Genomic DNA, 18,315 nt, shown 5'->3' on the forward strand with positions numbered 1-18,315 from the left:
ATCATTTGAAACATGGCAATCAACCCCACCATATCCGATAAGCATACCTAATGAGTCCAATGGCAATCACCCACATGACCGCACCGATGAATGCATCTAGAATTTGCCATGTTTTTGGTTTGCTAAATAGCGGTATTAGAAGTCTTGCTCCATAGCCTAGCCCAAAAAACCAAAGCCCTGAGGCGAGCATAGCACCACCCAAGAACCAAAATTTCTGACCAAACGCCAACGGACTGGCGATACTCCCCACCAAGATGAGCGTATCTAAATAGACATGTGGGTTAAGCAAGGTTAGAGCCAGCGTAGTTGCGATAGCCTTCTTAAAGGTTTGTTTGCCCTGACCATCTTGTATGGATAGTGTCGCACCACCTCGATACGCCGAACCAAAAGAGCGAGCCCCATACCAAAATAAAAACACCGCTCCAATAACAGCAAGAGCAAGGGTAGCAATTTGACTTTGTTTGATTAAAGACCCCAAGCCAAGCACGCCAGCACTCATCAAGAGTGCATCACACACAAAACAAAGCAAGCATACCCAAAATACATGCTGTTTTAGAAGTCCTTGTTTTAGCACATGGGCGTTTTGAGCTCCAATGGCGACAATCAAACCAAACGACACCCAAAACCCTTGTACAAAATGAGCAATCACAGCCCAGCCTTTAAACTTGCCATGATAAATTTATCCAAATCGCCATTTAGCACCGCCGTCGTGTTGGAAGTCTCAACCCCTGTGCGTAAGTCCTTAATGCGTGAATCATCAAGCACATAAGAGCGGATTTGCGACCCCCAACCGATGTCGGATTTGCTGTCCTCCAACGCTTGCTGTTTTTCCATGCGTTTTTGCATTTCTAGTTCGTAGAGTTTAGCACGGAGCATTTTCATGGCGGTGTCTTTGTTGGCGTGCTGAGAGCGTTCGTTTTGACACGCCACGACCACGCCTGTGGGCTGGTGAGTGATACGCACGGCAGAGTCGGTGGTGTTCACGTGCTGACCACCCGCCCCCGATGAACGGTAGGTATCAATCCGTAAATCGGCAGGGTTAATGTCAATCTCAACATTATCATCAATCTCAGGCGAAACAAACACCGCCGAAAATGAGGTATGGCGACCGTTGTTGCTGTCAAAAGGGGACTTACGCACCAAGCGATGAACCCCAATCTCCGTGCGTAACCAACCAAAGGCATAATCCCCCTTGACCGAAATGGTGGCAGATTTGATACCGGCGACACCACCCTCTGAGACTTCCAGCACTTCTGCTTTAAAGCCGTGATTATCGCACCAACGCAAATACATTCGCAAAAGCATTTCCGACCAGTCTTGGGCTTCTGTACCGCCTGAGCCTGCTTGAATGTCCAGATAGCAGTTGTTGGCATCCATTTCGCCACTAAACATGCGTTTAAATTCCAAATCCTCCACGCTCTTTAAGGCGTCATCAAGCTCGGCTTGGACATCGGCAAGTAGGCTCTCATCGTCCGCCTCCACCGCAAGTTCCAGCATGGCGGTGGCATCATCGAGCTTGGCATTCAAGCCCTCCACCACACCCACGATACCGTCTAGGACGGATTTTTCTTTACTGATTTTGGTGGCAAGCTCAGGGTCATTCCAAAGCTCAGGATTTTCAAGCTCTAAGTTCACTTCTTCTAAGCGTTCTTTTTTGCTTTCGACATCAAGATATTGCCAAAGCTCTTTGCCACGAGTTTGTAAATCTTTGATTTGTTCTTGGTAGGGGGCGATTTCCATGAGATGACCTATACATTTAAAAATGAAAAATGATTATTATAGCAAATTTTTACCACAAAATGTCAAAAGACAAACCAATGCCCAAAATTTAATGTTTGATTTATGAAAACTTTTTATTTATAATTGAGGATTTTTGATAAATAACATTGTTGTTTATTATTTTAATGATTTTTGAAGGAGTCTGGCGTGGAAATTACGTTGAACGGCTATTATACGCTAATTTTAGCAACAATTGTACTACTTATTGGTCGTTTGTTGGTTAAAAAAATCAAATTTTTAGAAGAATTTAACATTCCTGAACCTGTGGCAGGTGGACTGTTGGCGGCGGCGATTATTTATGCACTAAATCTCACGCTCGGCTATACTTTTAATATCAAAACCGAACTTCAAACCGCTTGCATGCTGATGTTTTTCTCATCGATTGGTCTGTCAGCGGATTTTAGTCGCCTAAAAGAGGGTGGCATGCCACTGGTTATCCTGACTGTTATCGTAGGATTTTTTGTCATCATTCAAAATGGCGTGGGTGTGGCTCTCGCTTCCATGCTTGGACTTGACCCTATTTTGGGCTTAGTAGCAGGTTCTATCAGCTTGACAGGCGGTCATGGTACGGCAGGTGGCTGGGGTGCGACACTTGAAAATGATTATGGCATCGCAGGGGCAACCACGATGGGTATTGCGGCAGCGACTTATGGTCTGGTAGCGGGTGGTCTTATCGGTGGTCCTGTGGCAAAACGTTTGGTTAAAAGACTGGGTAGACAGCCTGAAAACAACCCAGCCAACACACAAACAACCAGCGATAACAACGATGCCAGCAAAACCATGTTTGAAAAGCATGACGGTGTCCGCCTTATCACCGCAAACTCAGTGATTGAAACATTAGCAATGTTTGCTGTGTGTCTCGTGGCCGCCGACTACATGAGTGGTGTTGCCAAAGAGGTGCAGTGGCTTGCCGATTTGAAAGTGCCTACCTTTGTGTGGGCGTTGGGTACTGGCGTGATTTTGCGTAATGTGCTAACCAGCGTATTTAACTTTGAGATGTTTGACCGTGCCATTGACGTGTTTGGTAACGCCTCTTTGAGCCTGTTTTTGGCGATGGCTCTCATGTCGCTCAAACTCTGGCAACTGGCTGACCTAGCAGGTCCGCTCGTCATTATCTTGGGTACGCAAACCATCGTGATGATTTTGTTTGCCTACTTTGTAACGTTTAGAGTGATGGGTAAAAACTACGATTCAGCTGTACTTGCCGCAGGTCATTGCGGTTTTGGTATGGGTGCAACCCCAACCGCTGTTGCCAACATGCAAGCCATCACTGACCGCTATGGTCCATCACACAAGGCATTTCTTATCGTGCCGATGGTGGGAGCGTTCTTTGTGGATTTGATGAACCTAGCGATTTTGCAAGGCTTTTTGATGTTGCCCTTTATGAAATAACCCACCCAAACAAAAAGGCGTATCTTGGTACGCCTTTTGTTTGCCTGCATTTTTCACTCATAGATAAAATCAAACCAATGACACACCCATCTAGGATTTTTGAAAAAAATTGCGGTATAATGGCAAGTTTAGCATTTTGTTTTAAAGGTTTAGCATGGACATTGTACAGTATTTGCATGGGCTGGTCTCCGATTCGATGGGTATCTCAAACGAGGACACCAGTGCCGATTTACTAAAACAATATTACGCCCTAAGTGTCGCACGCTTGATTGAGCTTGGGGATAGCTTTGATGTGGCAAATCCCAAAAACCATCAGCTCAATGCCCTATGGGGAGAGTTAGTCCCTGCCTTAACACAAAGACTGACAAGAAGTTTTCACATGGACGGGGGGCAAACCGCCACCTTGCTTCGAGTCATCACACCGCCCATGATGGCAGAGATTACCAACATCGCAGGTGGACAACAGCTCATTGAATTCTTGGCACAAAACTTCACATCTAGCCACATGCACCTGCCTGCATGGTCTTCTGAATTTTTACAAGAATCGTTTCTCCAAAAAATCGAGACATTCTCACAACCAAAAACCCCCACTACAACACCACCAACAAATAATAATAAAAATCATGATGTCAATCAAAATGATACGTCTGAAAGCCTGCAAGATACCCACGCAGAAGACTTAGATACCAATCAAAAAACCCTAAGCGATGACATCATCAGCACCACACACAAACCCAAACCCAAAAAGACCAACACCGCATTTATCGCATTGGGTGCAGGTCTGTTAGCACTGCTGGCAGGTGGTGGTATTTGGTATGCTCTTAACAAAGACAACACACAAGACGACACCCCTATCGTATATGATGCCAATGTCGCACGACCTGATGTTGAAGCCCTAAATCCGCCACGCCTATCGCTGACCTCAGGCGAAAATGGCACGCTGTATGCTTGTCAAGCCGAAGTGGGTAACGCCAAACTTCAAGAGGAACTGCTTGGCATTTTACAAAAGAATTTTGGCGAGCTTGGCTGTATCATGGATATTGATGATAATTTTGGCACTTCATTGACAGGGCTAGAACGACTAGACAGCATCATCGCTATGGTAAAATCCGAGCCATTTACTCACATTGAGATTGTGGGCAGTCATATCTATGTCAATACCCCAAAAACAGACATTTTGCCACGCCTCACAAACGACATCGCCCTACTTGCACCCCAATTTCAAGTATCGCCAGCACCCACCCTAGATAAGGCAAGTGTCATCAATCAAAGCTTGACAAATGCCACCACTGCCCTAAACCAACTAGGCAACCCTCCAAATGACTACGACCTATCTCGGGCGGCAAGTCTGACTGTGATTGATTTTAATGGCACACAAGAAATCCCAGAGCATACGCAAGCCACGCTCTCACTCATCGCCCAAAAAATCGCCCAAAAACCCACCGCCAAATTCATCATCGTTACCCACACCAGTGGGGGCGAGGGAAGCGACCGTTTGGCAAATCTTGCCCTTTCCCAAAATCAAGCCGAAGCCGTCAAAGCCTTTTTAATGAAGCATGGCGTAGGCGATGCACAGCTGATTGCAAAAGGTGTCGGAGACGCTTTTCCTGTGGCGGACAACCTAACCGAGCTTGGCAAATTTAAAAACAACCGCACCGAATTTTTGGTATTTGATGAAAACATCCTATCTGCCTTGCACGTGGACATGACGCAGATGATGCCTGCTACCGAAGTCCCCCAAAATACCACACCGCACATGCCGTCCCAAGCCATGCCTCAGCAAATGCCGTCCGCTCAAATGACACAGCCTTACCAAGCACAATACCCTGTGCAATACCCAGCATACCCAGCCCAAGCCATGCCCACCCAGACCATGCCAGTGCAAGGCATGCCCGATGGCAACTACCTACCTCAATCGGTGGAAACCGTAGCTCCCGCTACCACGCCATCATCTTATGGTTATATCGGCACAACGCCACCACCTGCACCCAGTGTGCCGACCACCCCTGATTTACCTGACGATTTTATTGAGTTAAGTAACGCAAGCATCAGCTCAGAACATGGCAAAAATACCGATCGTGAAGTTCGCCAATGATTTGATATTGTTATATTATTGTTACCGCCTTGATAACTTTGGCAAATTTTATCGTAATTTGTGAGGCTTTGCAGTAGAATAAGTAGTTCATGCTTGCAAATTGAGCCGACCCCAAATCATCAGTCCGATTTTACAAGCAAAACCGATTTGGATTGGTACAAGCCCAATCCCATACAGAGGAATATTTTTGTGAATTTTATTAAACACCTACAAGACACGATTACCGATAAAGTACTGTCTAATACACATGATTTGGTGGGCGATGACACCACCAAACGTGAGGCTTTGTCTGGATTTTTTAGTATTTTTGGATTAAAACTCTCCGACCCAAATGTATTTGCCCGCCTATCAGAGCTTAGTCCAGAACAAAAACTAGATGGCAACCATCTTCTAAATACCATATTCCAAGACGAAAACGGCAACAGTCAAGTTGATAGACTACAACACGAGCTTGCTCAAACCAGCCAACTACCCACAAAGACAGTTCAGGCACTCACTGCTGTCGCCACACCATTGGCACTGACAGAGACAACATTGATGGCAGGCACAGGCGGTATCGCACAGTTTTTGCAAGGACATCTCCAAGATTTGGTGGCTGACCTGCCAAGTTGGGCGGAAGCGTTTTTACCCATCGGGCTACTTTCAGGTTTGGCAGGGGCAGGTCTAACTGCGTCCGCTCTCTCAACTGCTACGCCAAGCGCCACATCAGCGACCAACGCCACCCCAAAAAGCACATTGAGTGCCAACACAGCCTCAACCGCCACACACGTCAACGACCAAGTCAAACCCATCAACACCGAGCCCAAACCTAGTGGCTTTGCCAAAACACTACTGCCTGTCATTGGTTTGGTGGTCTGCTCTGGCGTGGCATGGCTGATGTTGCGTGGCTGTCAAGAAAGCCCCACCCCTGTTGCCAAACCCACCCAAGAAGCGGTCATCAGTACATCAAGCACCAACAACTCTACCACAGACACTTCAAATGTAGGCAATACCGCTGCTGACACACCCATTGATTTTGCTCCTGCCACATTTGCCCTTGCAACCGATGAGACAGGCGAGGCGATTTATTCATGTCGTGCTAAGGCAGGCGATGACTCTACCTTTGCAAATATTAAAAACACCTTATCTAGCCTCTTTGGTGCTGATAACTGCCAACTTAGCACAGAGCCAAATACCGCAAATACATTGTCGGCAAACGACCAATTAGAAGGCATTTTAAAACTCATCAAAGGCACACCAAACGCCAGCGTTAATATCGATGGCAAAACCATTCGCTTTAATGCCAGCAATGCCGACGACATTACCAAGCTCATCGACGGCACAAAAGCCCTCTTACCTGCTGATTTTGTCGTGGAAGCCGAGCCACAACTTGATGTCGCCACCACCGTTGCAAACAGCATCGCCAACGCCAAAAACGCCATTCACGGTCTAAATGAGACATCTACCGCCGAGGATTTTGTAAAAGCATTAAACTTGCAAATCATCAACTTTGCAACCGCCTCAAATAATATTCCTGATGACAACAAAGAAATTCTGGATTTGGCCGCCGAAAAGCTCACTCAATTTTCCGATATTAAACTAAAAATCATCGGTCATACTGACTCGGCAGGCAATTATGAAGCCAACAAAGCCCTCTCACAAAAACGTGCCCAAGCGGTATATGATTACCTTACCTCAAAAGGCGTAGCGAGCGAGCGTTTGGAAGTGCTGGGGGTTAGCTCCGACCACCCCATCGCCACCAACGCCACCGAACAAGGTCGCTTCCAAAATCGCCGTATTGAGTTTGCCATCGCTGACAAATAACCAACCACCACCACAAAAACTCAAACACCAGTTTGGGTTTTTGTACATTATGCCTAGATGACCATGCCTACCGTAATTTTATTTAACAAACCCTACAACGTTCACAGTCAGTTTCGCAAGGATTCTGATGCGATGATAACGCTGGCTGATTATTTTAATGATAAAAGCCTAAGGGTGGCAGGACGACTTGATAAAGACAGCGAAGGATTGCTTTTGCTGACCGACAGTGGCACACTCAATCACTTTATTACCACACCCCCACCCATATCCAAATCAGCCAAAAAATGGGGCAAAACCTATCTGGCACAAGTTGAAAACAGCCCTACTTCCGCCCAACTTCAAGCCCTGCGTGATGGCGTTATTTTAAAAGACGGTAAAACCCTCCCTGCGATCGTCAAACACCTAAGCGATGAGGATTTACCCATCACATTATGGCAAAGAAATCCTCCCATTCGTGAACGCAAAACCATTCCCACCGCATGGCTTAGTATTACCATCTTTGAGGGCAAAAACCGCCAAATCCGCCGTATGACTGCCCATGTCGGCTTACCCTGCCTGCGTCTGATTCGCTATCAGATTGGCACAGAACAGCTAGGCTGGAATCTAGATGGCTTGGCACTTGGAGAATCACGGAAAATCTGCCTAAGCCATGACGAACTCTCCAAACTCATCAAAACCTAACCCGCCTTTATCAATAAGTTTTAGGCATGCCCCACCACTTATCAAAAATCAGCCAACCTTTTTCGGTGTACTCACGCACCGATACCGTCAAATGCTGACTTACTCGATAATGTGCCACCTCAAAGGTGCGAAGCTCATCACGGCGAAATGCATGCACTTGCACCGTATTTTGACCCAACAATGCCGACTTAACACCCAAAGTGCTGGCACGAATGCCATCTATCGCCACAATCACATCTCCCACCGATAGCCCTGCCAAGCTCGCTGTACTGTCTCGGTGTATGTGCTTGATTTTTAATCCGCTGGGCGTCTCATCAATGCTCATACCCCATACCGTCTCGCTGTCAGCTGTCTGCATAACCACCCCAAACTCATTGAGTAGCTCCGCCAATGGCAACTCATCTACGCCCACCACATACTTTTCATAAAAATCCTGCCACTCATCACTGCCCATCAGCCCACCAATCACGTCGCCTAATAGCAAGGTACTCATGCCAAAACGCTTATTTGTCGTCTCTTTGGATTTTTCATAAAAAATCTTTATCACATCAAATAAGCGATATTTCCCCCTAGAATGCTTTAACAACATCAAATCCAAGCACAACGCCACAAGAGCTCCTTTATTATAATAGCTCACGCCTTGATTGTTGGTGTTTTCATCGGGGCGATATAGTTTTATCCATGTATCAAAACTTGACTCTGCCACACTTTGATGATGGCGACCATCTGTTTTATAATAACGATTGATTTGAGAGGTAAGCAGTTTAAAATAACTTTTTTTATCAATCACACCACTAACCAAAAGCATCAAATCATCGATATAGCTGGTAAAACCCTCAAACACCCAAAGTAGCGGTGTATAAGCCTCTTGCTGTAAATCATTCTCCATCATCACATCAGGACGCACTGACTTAACCCACCACGCATGAAAATACTCATGGCTACACAGCCCCAAAAACCGCTGGTAAGACTCGCTAGGCAGAGGTAGCTCGCACACTGGTAAATCCGTGCGTGGTGTGATGAGTGCTGTGGAATTAATGTGTTCAAGCCCTCCATAATCACTACCTGTTACCATTGTCATGAAGGTATAATCAGCAAATGGCGTATCACCGAGCCAAGCCACATAACTTTGACAAATTTTTTGGACATCACAAGATAATCTCTCCAAATCTGCTCTTTGATGTCCTGCCAAAAAAAAGCGATGATTGATGACTTCTCCCTGACAGTCCACCCCAAACTCAAACCTCGCCTGCATCCCAAACTCAAACGGATAATCATAATACTCAAAAGCACTCATCGCACGCAGTGAATATTCCCCCTCCTTATCGCTGACATGAGACAGACCGCAGGCAAGCACAGCCCCTTGATTGTTTTGCAAAAACTGTTTAGGCACACGCAAATGCACTTGCGACAACGCTTGCTCTCCCCCAGAGAGCATCAATAATAAAGAGGTAAAATTACCAAACAGCCGTCTGTCGTCAACAAATGCTGTCCGCACCGACAAATCATGGCAATACACCTCATAACACACACGCATTTTACCCAAGCCATCAAAGGAATTTGCCAAACGATAATGGTTTTTTGAGGTTTTTATGGCTCGGTAGACCTGACCTTTTTCATCATAATAATGTACATTTGTGATGTTTTTGCTAAATTCCCTGATGAGATAACTGCCCGCTATCCAAGTCGGCAACCATAAATCAAGCCCATCCTCGCCCATCAAATGTGCAAAATCCGCCATCTCAAAACTCATTTCCACATTTACCAAATGTTCATAATACCTTGAAAAATCAAGCGTATAATGAATTTTAATCTCATCATTATGACGTGTGGCGTTAGTGGCTTGTTTTAAAAAAATTGATGAATTCATTTTACCCCCCATTACAAAGATAAGATATTATAACCCAAAACCCCCAAGCATGCCCCCTCTTAGTTTTTTAAACATTTTTGTAACCAATGCACATATCCGCCAAAACTTTGTTATAATAGGTGCTGATTATCGGTGAATAACATGCACCGATAACGCAATTAGTTTTATAGGAAAATTCCATGTCAATTATTGCAAATGATACCGTTGTTAGCTTTCACTACACCCTTACCAACAGTGAAGGCGACGTGCTTGATAAATCAAACAGCGAACCGCTTGCTTATCTGCACGGTCATCATAACATCATTCCTGGTCTTGAAAAAGAAATGACTGGCAAGACAGTCGGCGACAAGTTTAGTGTTACTGTCGCCCCAGAGGAAGCTTATGGCGAATACCTGCCAGAGGCGGTACAAGAAGTGCCACGTGCCAACTTCCAAGGCGTTGAAAACATCGAAGTTGGCATGCAGTTTCAGTCTCAAACCGAAGACGGACACGTCATGCTCGTTACCGTAAAGAGCGTCGATGACAATACGGTTGTGGTTGATGGTAACCACCCACTAGCAGGTGTTACTCTTACCTTTGATGTAGAAATCGTGGAAGTGCGTGAAGCAACCGCTGACGAAGTCGCTCACGGTCATGCTCATGGTGTTGACGGTCATCATCACTAAGAGGCATACCTCAATACATGCGCTACCAAACCCTTATTTTATTAATAAGGGTTTTTGTTTTTTAAGCCCCAAAATATCAGATTGACATCTCAAAAACTCTGGTAAGCTCATGGTTGATGATATTTTCTCAATGTGCTTTTTAGTCAATAAAAAAGACCTTAAATCAATTAAGGTCTTTTTTTATCAACAAACATTACTGAGGATTTTGCGAGAATGAACGCACATAGGCAGCAAGTAGCATGATACGCTCATTGCCTAGCTTGGTTTGCCACTCTGGCATCACACCTGCACGACCATGACGAATGGTAGTTTGCACAGACTCCCTATCGCCACCAAACAGCCAAATGTCATCTGTTAGGTTCGGTGCACCCATTGTGGTCAAGCCTTTGGCATCTTCGCCATGACATAGTACACAGTTGGCCTCAAAGATGGTTTTGCCTTGTGCAACAAGCGCTTGATTTAGCTCGCCATTATCCACACCAGAGCCATGACCACTAGAAATCGATAGTACGTATTCAGCAGCAGCACGCACACCAGATTCGCCCAGCTGTTTTTGCCACGCTGCCATCGCGCCAACACGACCATTATGAATGGTTAGCAAAATATCCTCTGCCTTACCACCATACAACCAGTCATCATCGGTCAAGTTAGGATAACCCAATGCGCCGCCTGCGTTAGAACCATGACACAAAGCACAGTTTTGCAAAAATAGTCGGTTACCGATTTTTTGTGCCTCAGGGTCTGCTGCCAGCATGTCCACATAAGGTGCTAATAACTTAACCTGCTCATCAATCTGAGTTTGTAATTCAGTATTTGGCTCGGCATTTTTGTGCTGCTCGGCTTGTAGCTCAGAGAGTTTAGCAAGCACAGGCACAGCATCGCTTGCTCCTGCGGTTTGCAAAATACCTTGCTCAAAGTTTTCGATAAAAACACGGTTGTTCTTTTGCAGGTTACTGTTTAGTTCATTGGCTGATGTCCAATTTACCTCTTGACCATCAACCTCAACAGTCGTCACACCCTTCCAAGCACCCGGCTGAATGGCTGGATAAAGCGTGAAATAAAGTAGACCCCAAAATAGCGTTCCAAAGAATACCACAAGCCACCATTTAGGCAAAGGTCTGTCATATTCACGAATGCCGTCATATACGTGTCCTGTTGTTCCGTCCTCTTCAAGCTTTGGTTTGGCTTTTAGGGTCCACATCAGCACCCCAAAGATGAAAGCCCAACAAGCCAGTGAAATAACGGTAACCCAAGAACTCCAAAAAAAGTTCATTGTACATCCTTAGTGCGTTGTGATGATAACTTCTCAATCTGAACATCATCTAACGCAAGTTTTGCATCTTCTTCAAAGCGTTTTTTGTTTTTTGGTGAATATGCCCACCATGCAACAGCGATGAACGCAATGAACGCCGCCACTGTTGCGATACTATGTAAAACGCCCCAATTCATTAGCGTTGACCCTGCATGGCAATGCCAAGCTGTTGTAGGTAAGCAACGATTGCATCAAGCTCGGTTGCCCCTTGTACTTGGTCAGGTGCCGCTTCGATATCAGACTCGGTATAAGGCAAGCCAAAGCGTTCTTTAAATAGACGCATTTTTGCTTGAACCTTTGTGCCGTCAACTTCATTTTTGGCAAGCCATGGATAAGATGGCATGACTGAATCTGGCACGACAGAACGAGGGTTAATCAAGTGGTCAATATGCCATTGGTCAGAATAGCGACCACCCACACGAGCAAGGTCAGGACCTGTACGCTTAGAACCCCATAAGAATGGGTGATCCCACGCAGATTCGGCAGCACGGCTATATGGTCCATAACGTTCTACCTCAGCACGAAGAGGACGTACCATCTGCGTATGGCAGACGTGACAACCTTCACGGATATAGATATCACGACCTTCTAGCTCCAAAGCTGTCCACGGACGCATGTTCGGCAATGGTTTATTGACACCACCATTTTCAGGTGCATTGCGGTCAAAAAGAAGCGGATAAATCTCAACCAATGTTGCAAAACTAATCGCAATCACAATAAACACAACGAGCAAGCCAGTGTTTTTTTCGATAATTTCATGTGTAAGTCTAGACATGGCTATCCCCTTATGCTTTTACAGCGTCATCAGCTAAGGACGTCTCGCCCACAGCTTCTTTTTCGGTCTCTTGAACGCTTGGCATGTTAATGGTTTTGTAGCAGTTATATGCCATGACCACCATACCACTCACATAAAGCAAACCACCCAATGCACGCACCACAAATGGAATATGAGAAATAACTACCGAATGGATAAAGTCGTATTTTAGCGTACCGTCTAGGTTGGTATCACGCCATACGATACCTTGGGTAATACCCGAGACCCAAAGTGCTACAATATACAAGACCGTACCTGTGGTCGCCAGCCAAAAATGAGTTGTGATAAGGTTGATGGAATACATTCTTGGCTTATTCCATAGACGTGGCAATAGCACGTAGATAGAGCCGATGGTAATCATACCTACCCAACCTAACGCCCCAGAGTGTACGTGTCCAACCGTCCAGTCGGTATTATGACTGATGGCGTTTACTTCTTTAATGGATAGCATTGGACCTTCAAAGGTACTCATCGCATAGAATGACAACGCCACAATCAAGAAACGAATGATGGGGTCAGTACGTAGTTTATCCCAGCTACCAGATAAGGTAAGTACACCGTTAATCATACCACCCCAAGATGGCGCAAATAGGATAAGAGAAAACACCATACCCAAAGATTGAGTCCAGTCAGGCAAAGCTGAATAGTGCAAATGGTGTCCACCCGCCCACATGTAGGCTGCAATCAATGCCCAGAAGTGGATAATAGATAGACGATAAGAATAAACAGGGCGACCAATCTGCACTGGGATAAAATAATACATCATGCCCAAGAAAGCAGCAGTCAAGTAAAAACCTACGGCATTATGACCATACCACCATTGTACCATCGCATCTGTTGCACCGCCAAATAGCGAATAAGACTTCCACATACTAAGCGGTATGGCAAGATTATTGACGATATGAAGCAGAGCAATCGTGATGATAAACGCTGCAAAGAACCAGTTCGCCACATAGATATGCGAAGTCTTACGCTTAATGAGCGTCCCAAAGAACACCACAGCATACGCCACCCACACAAGAGCAATGGCAATATCAATTGGCCATTCTAGTTCAGCATATTCTTTGGCGGACGTAATACCCAAAGGCAAGGTAATGACCGCAGCAACGATAATTGCCTGCCAACCCCAAAAGGTAAACCACGCCAAATAAGGAGCGAACAGACGAGTTTTACAAGTTCGCTGAACGATATAATAAGAAGTAGCAAAAAGTGCTGAACCCCCAAACGCAAAGATTACTGCATTGGTATGTAGCGGTCTTAGACGCCCAAAAGAGAGCCAAGCTGTGTCAAAGTTAAGAGCTGGCCATGCAAGCTGTGATGCGATAAACACACCAACGCTCATGCCAACGATACCCCAAAATACCGCCATGATGGTGAAAAGACGCACAAGCGTGATTTCGTATTCATGGTCAACGTTTAGTGGGGCTACTGCTGTTTTAGATAGACTCATGGGATAGGTTTCCTGTGCAGCCCGATTTATTTCGTTGTTTGATAAAAGACATCATCAAATTGACGTTTTGTAACTGTATTTGTTTATTGTAACGCAAAACGAACCAAATATCATCATTCAAATCAGCATTTAGGAAAAAACCTTGAAAAAATTAAGGAAATATTGCTGCCTGATGCAACAGCAACTTAATCCCAGTACTGGCTAATTCTCAAATGAGACTGGCTTGCGTTTAAATCCATACTGACAACATGGTATTGCAGTGGGTTTTTCACCTTGTATTATACAACACTATTGTAAGTTTTTACGATGTTTTGTAAAAAATAAATCAAAATTTTTACATTTTTTTCACATTTTTTATAAAGAATTGGTGTTTTGATTGGTTTTTTAAATCACTTTAAGGGGTTTTATCATGTTTTTTATATTTAGGGTTTTGTTTGAAAAATGTGATTTTTTGTTATTTTGGAGAAATTTGCTTTATAATGGAGCAATTAGGTGTACCAAGAGTATCATCTGATGACACCTAAGTATGTAAGTATTTTTTTGAGGTAATAAACATGGCAAAATTTTTAAGCCAAACATGGTTTGATGAGATGGCAACCCTAAACACCAATGCTGGCGAACTGCACCTACCGCCCACACTATCAAACCTCATCGTAAACATCAACATCACAGGCGATACTCCTGTCATGCTTCATCTAAAAGATGGTAAACTATGGCAACATCATACCGACAACGCCGTCAGCACCATCAATATCGACAGCGAGACACTTGCCCATATCATCGCAGGAAAAGATGCAAACATCGCTCTTGAAGCCTTTATGATGGGTAAAATCCGCATCGATGGCGACATGTCGGCTGTCATGGCACTACAATCTGCCAAGCCCAGTCAAGAACAAAAAGCATTGTATAAATCAATTTTAGCGATAACCGAGTTTTAATCAACCTTTACCAATACTTTATCCCAAATAGACATCTACATCATCAAACCTAAAATCAATATAGGCTTGTAAAGGTGTGTTCGCTACACTCTTTTTAATACCTTGATTACCAAAGGTAAATGGCAATGCACCTCTATGATTTGATGACAAATCTGTACCAATTTTATGGTTTTTGAGCATATTGATAAAACCCAAATTTATAAAAGGATGGCAAACACACCCTGTAATATTTCAAATAGCCTGACATATCAGGCATACTAATAATGCTTTTAAGACACTTGGTTATCAGTTTAAGCCAAAAAAACAAAAGCCCTGCGATTAACAGGGCTTTTGTCTTGGGTAAGATTATCTACCAAAGTTGAAGTTTTGATAAGCTTCACCATGACGGATTTCATGACGAGCACCGTTTTCACCAAAGGCATAAACAGTAACTTCTGCCTCAACACGACGGTTAGGCTGTAAGCACTTGATTTGCTCAGATTTTGGTGCGGTGGTGCTACATACAACATGTGGTAGGGGCTGAGTTTCGCCTGCACCTGATGCAGAGATCGTGCCAGCGGTAACGCCTCTGCTGATGAGGTATTGACGCACGGTTTGGGCACGTAGCATAGATAGGTTCATGTTGTACATGTCATCGCCATAACGGTCAGTATGACCTGTAAGGTTCACACGGCTCTCGCCACGAGACTCCCACTCAATCAACTGTGCTGCCAACTGATCAAGTTTGGCACGTCCAGCTGGTAGCATGTCTTCTAGCTTCCACTTGTCAAACTTAAACAGAGCATCAGCTTCTAGAGTGATTTTTTCTTTGATGATTGGGGCTGGCATAACCACAGGGGCTGGCATAACCACTGGTGCTGGGCTTGATTTCACAGCAGCATACTGAGCACAGTCGGCAGGTAGCCAGTAGAACTCTTGACCTTTGAATTTATCATCAAAAATCACTTTGTATTGGCAAACCTTAACGGAGTTGTCCGCTTGATAGAACTTCATGATGTAGTCCCACTCACGAGCACGGTTTGATTCATTAAAATGAGGACGACCAATCAGTTGGTATAGCTCATCTTTGGCAATACCTGGACGGATTTTTGATAGGTTTTCGCTGTTAGGAAATTGACCATCTTTTTGCCATGCTTTTTCAAGTGCAGGGAAAACGATGTCATCTTTATCACTGATGGTGCCATGCTCTGAGATGTTCGAGCTAAGCTGTTTGGTTCCCATACAGCCTGTCATGGCAACAACTGCTAGCGTAATCGCACTTAGAGTTAATGCTTTCATAGTATTCCTTAAAAATTAGTTTTGGGGTTGCTTGCACCCACATCTGTGAATGCAAGCTCAAAGCTGACTGATTAGAAGTGGAAACCTGCACCTACTGCACCACCAACGTTACCGTCAGTATCAGCAGAACCACTCATTTTCAGTACCCAACGACCGTTGTCAGATAGCTTCGAGAAGCCCACTGCAACTGCACCTTCGCCATTATAGCTTGCTACACCACCTGTCAGCATAGACTTACCAGGAATGTAAGCTTGTGGCAAGGTTGCCATCGCCATCGCTGATGAAACACCTGCGTTCGCACCTTTTTCGATGTCGTCAAGACGTTTGTTGATTGGGCTTAGGTCAGGAGCAGCCGCATGAACGGTATAGATTGTCTGACCATTGTCGCCTGTAGCTGTGTCTACACGCACGTTTTCGCCTGCACGAACTTCAGTCTTGGCAGCAGCAGCAGCCGCTTGCACGTCACCGATGTTTGCTGCGTTGGTTAGGGTGTCGCCAGAGGCGTTGTTAACTGCAGCGGCAATAGCTTGTCTTTGAGCTGGTGTGTATGTGGTCGCAGACACTGGGTTGCCATTGGCGTCAGTACCAGCATTGATGTAAGCACTTGGCAATGCATCGCCACCACTGGCAAGGATATCACGCACACCACTTGCTAGGTTTTGAGCCTGTACTGGTGCATCAGTAGTAGCACCCACAAACGATACGGTGTCAGTCGCTGTAGAGGTGTCGCCAGCGGTTTCGTTACCTACATAGGCTAGTGGGCTGTCCACTTTGATTTCGCCTGTGCTGTTATCCACGCTCACGTGAGTACCTTGACCGTTGATAAGGATACTACCTTGACCTTCTGGCGAGGTGTTGTTATTAACGGCATCTGGGTTACCATTAACTTTCAAACCACCAGTACCAGCGTCAGTACCTGCACCTGGAAGTACATAGGTGTAAGTACCATCAGGGTTTTGAGTAACTTTATAAGCAGTACCGCCTACGTTGATGGTTAGGTTATCGTAGTTGGCATTGTAAGTTACATCGCTAGATACACCATCGGCAGCTGTGGTAACAACCGCAGTAGTGCCTTTACCATCAACGAAGTTTACGATGTCGTAAGGCTTCACAAAGTCACGAGCTTCGCCGTTGTTTTGTAGGTTCCAGCCAGCATTTAGCACATCGCCAATGGTCGCAGCATTGCTTAACTGTGCTGGGGTAAGCTCTGGCAAGGCTTGTCCTTTGGTAGGTGCTACACCAGCGGTGTTTAGAGCGTCGTCATTATAAGTCGCTGGTAGCGTGCTTGCGATGTTACCCAACTTGGTAGGTGCACCAATCTCATCTGATGAAGCTGCTGGGTTAATAACATTAGTTACCAACTGGTCAGCAGGGATTGGAGTAGCTGTGGTATCAGGCAAGCCATCTTTACCTACTGGATAGTAGTTATCACCTACTTTGGCAACTGGCTGACCATCTTCGGTAGTGTACTGAACTGGTAGACCTGTTACATTGTAAGTAACGGTGTTGCCCTCTACAACCACTTTGGTGTTCGCACCGTCAGCGAAGTTGAGAGTTTCGCCAGCATTTACCAGACCATCGTTGTTAACGTCGCCAGCAGCTGGATCGTTGGCAGTAACTGTAAAGCCTACTTTGTTAATAGTGTCAGCAACAGAACCTGCGCTTACTGCATCTGTTGGGCTAGTACCAGTACCTACTTCAGCTTTACCATCTTTTGCATTCACTGAACCAACTTTTGCGTCAATAACAGCTACGTTTGCAGTGATGTAAGTATCGCCAACTGGTTCGACAGCTTCGCCTTGACTGTTTGGTCCGGTGTAGAACTTACCATCGGCACCTTGATATAGGGTGTTACCGGCAGCATCTTTGGCAGTAATGTAAGTAGTTGCATTATCCACGTTTACATTATAAGTGATGGTGCTGGTCTCGCCGTCAGTTTTGCTCTCAACGGTAGTACCTTTGCCGTTTACAAACTCAACAGTGTCATAAGGTTTGACAAAGTCTAGGTCGCCTTGATCTTCTGTTTTTAGGTTCCAACCAGCATTTAGCACATCGCCTACGGTAGCAGCATTGTTCAACTCATTAGCAGTCAAACTTGGCACTTGCTGTGCGGTGGTAGGTGCTTTGCCATCTGGGTTGTTAGCATCGTTGGCGGTGCTATAAGTATCAGGCAGCGTGCTGGTAACGTTTGTGATCTTCACAGGCTCGCCATTGGTGTCGCCAACTTTTAGGTTGCCG

15 protein-coding genes are annotated in these 18,315 nt (G+C 45.2%); 6 read left to right on the forward strand and 9 right to left on the reverse strand.

Annotated elements, in window-relative coordinates; genetic code table 11:
• Positions 1 to 19: 19 nt before the first annotated feature.
• Positions 20 to 649 (reverse strand): LysE/ArgO family amino acid transporter, encoded by a 630-nt coding sequence (locus tag Q4B79_RS03945; RefSeq protein ID WP_303085129.1) that lies wholly within the window; start codon positions 647 to 649, stop codon positions 20 to 22.
• Entirely contained in the window at positions 646 to 1,740 is a 1,095-nt protein-coding gene (gene prfB / locus Q4B79_RS03950; RefSeq protein WP_303085130.1) for a peptide chain release factor 2, read from the reverse strand. Before prfB ends, Q4B79_RS03945 begins: the two co-directional genes overlap by 4 nt.
• Before the next feature lie 186 nt (positions 1,741 to 1,926).
• On the opposite strand from prfB, the gene gltS reads away from it, so the two are divergent.
• The 4 genes from gltS (at position 1,927) to Q4B79_RS03970 (ending at position 7,750) form a co-directional block, all read left to right on the forward strand.
• Positions 1,927 to 3,171, forward strand: a complete 1,245-nt coding sequence (gltS, locus tag Q4B79_RS03955) for a sodium/glutamate symporter (RefSeq protein ID WP_303085131.1) — start codon at positions 1,927 to 1,929, stop codon at positions 3,169 to 3,171.
• Between the two features lie 154 nt (positions 3,172 to 3,325).
• Complete coding sequence (locus Q4B79_RS03960) at positions 3,326 to 5,266, forward strand: OmpA family protein (RefSeq protein ID WP_303085132.1); 1,941 nt, start codon at positions 3,326 to 3,328, stop codon at positions 5,264 to 5,266.
• A 189-nt stretch (positions 5,267 to 5,455) separates the two neighbouring features.
• On the forward strand, positions 5,456 to 7,069 hold the full coding sequence (locus tag Q4B79_RS03965) for an OmpA family protein (RefSeq protein WP_303085133.1): 1,614 nt from the start codon (positions 5,456 to 5,458) through the stop codon (positions 7,067 to 7,069).
• Between the two features lie 57 nt (positions 7,070 to 7,126).
• Positions 7,127 to 7,750 carry a pseudouridine synthase gene (locus Q4B79_RS03970; protein ID WP_303085134.1) on the forward strand — a complete coding sequence of 208 codons (624 nt, stop codon included), beginning with the start codon at positions 7,127 to 7,129 and terminating at the stop codon, positions 7,748 to 7,750.
• 10 nt (positions 7,751 to 7,760) lie between these two features.
• Here the strand turns inward: Q4B79_RS03970 and Q4B79_RS03975 are convergent, their stop codons facing one another.
• Positions 7,761 to 9,620, reverse strand: coding sequence for a M61 family metallopeptidase (locus tag Q4B79_RS03975; RefSeq protein ID WP_303085135.1), 1,860 nt, complete (start codon positions 9,618 to 9,620; stop codon positions 7,761 to 7,763).
• Between the two features lie 179 nt (positions 9,621 to 9,799).
• Here Q4B79_RS03975 and Q4B79_RS03980 point away from each other — a divergent pair, with 179 nt between their 5' ends.
• Positions 9,800 to 10,285, forward strand: a complete 486-nt coding sequence (locus tag Q4B79_RS03980; protein ID WP_303085136.1) for a peptidylprolyl isomerase — start codon at positions 9,800 to 9,802, stop codon at positions 10,283 to 10,285.
• 193 nt (positions 10,286 to 10,478) lie between these two features.
• Here Q4B79_RS03980 and ccoP read toward each other — a convergent pair whose 3' ends face one another.
• From ccoP to ccoN, 4 genes are read right to left on the reverse strand one after another with little or no spacing between them, the layout of a single operon-like run.
• Positions 10,479 to 11,558 carry a cytochrome-c oxidase, cbb3-type subunit III gene (ccoP, locus tag Q4B79_RS03985; protein ID WP_303085137.1) on the reverse strand — a complete coding sequence of 360 codons (1,080 nt, stop codon included), beginning with the start codon at positions 11,556 to 11,558 and terminating at the stop codon, positions 10,479 to 10,481.
• Complete coding sequence (locus Q4B79_RS03990; protein ID WP_303085138.1) at positions 11,555 to 11,734, reverse strand: cbb3-type cytochrome c oxidase subunit 3; 180 nt, start codon at positions 11,732 to 11,734, stop codon at positions 11,555 to 11,557. The genes ccoP and Q4B79_RS03990 overlap by 4 nt, the downstream gene beginning before the upstream one ends.
• Positions 11,734 to 12,372 (reverse strand): cytochrome-c oxidase, cbb3-type subunit II, encoded by a 639-nt coding sequence (gene ccoO, locus Q4B79_RS03995; protein ID WP_303085139.1) that lies wholly within the window; start codon positions 12,370 to 12,372, stop codon positions 11,734 to 11,736. The genes Q4B79_RS03990 and ccoO overlap by 1 nt, the downstream gene beginning before the upstream one ends.
• A gap of 10 nt (positions 12,373 to 12,382) precedes the next feature.
• Positions 12,383 to 13,861: a cytochrome-c oxidase, cbb3-type subunit I gene (gene ccoN / locus Q4B79_RS04000; protein WP_303085140.1), complete on the reverse strand. Its 1,479-nt coding sequence runs from the start codon at positions 13,859 to 13,861 to the stop codon at positions 12,383 to 12,385.
• A 554-nt stretch (positions 13,862 to 14,415) separates the two neighbouring features.
• Between ccoN and Q4B79_RS04005 the strand changes: the two genes are divergently transcribed.
• Positions 14,416 to 14,799, forward strand: a complete 384-nt coding sequence (locus Q4B79_RS04005) for an SCP2 sterol-binding domain-containing protein (RefSeq protein WP_303085141.1) — start codon at positions 14,416 to 14,418, stop codon at positions 14,797 to 14,799.
• A 345-nt stretch (positions 14,800 to 15,144) separates the two neighbouring features.
• Here Q4B79_RS04005 and Q4B79_RS04010 read toward each other — a convergent pair whose 3' ends face one another.
• A complete protein-coding gene (locus tag Q4B79_RS04010) occupies positions 15,145 to 16,077 on the reverse strand; it encodes an OmpA family protein (protein WP_303085142.1) in 933 nt (310 codons plus the stop codon).
• 71 nt (positions 16,078 to 16,148) lie between these two features.
• On the reverse strand, positions 16,149 to 18,315 hold a 2,167-nt coding region (locus Q4B79_RS04015; protein WP_303085143.1), incomplete at its 5' end, for a YadA C-terminal domain-containing protein.

It is taken from the genome of Moraxella sp. (assembly GCF_030525845.1).
GTDB lineage: Bacteria > Pseudomonadota > Gammaproteobacteria > Pseudomonadales > Moraxellaceae > Moraxella.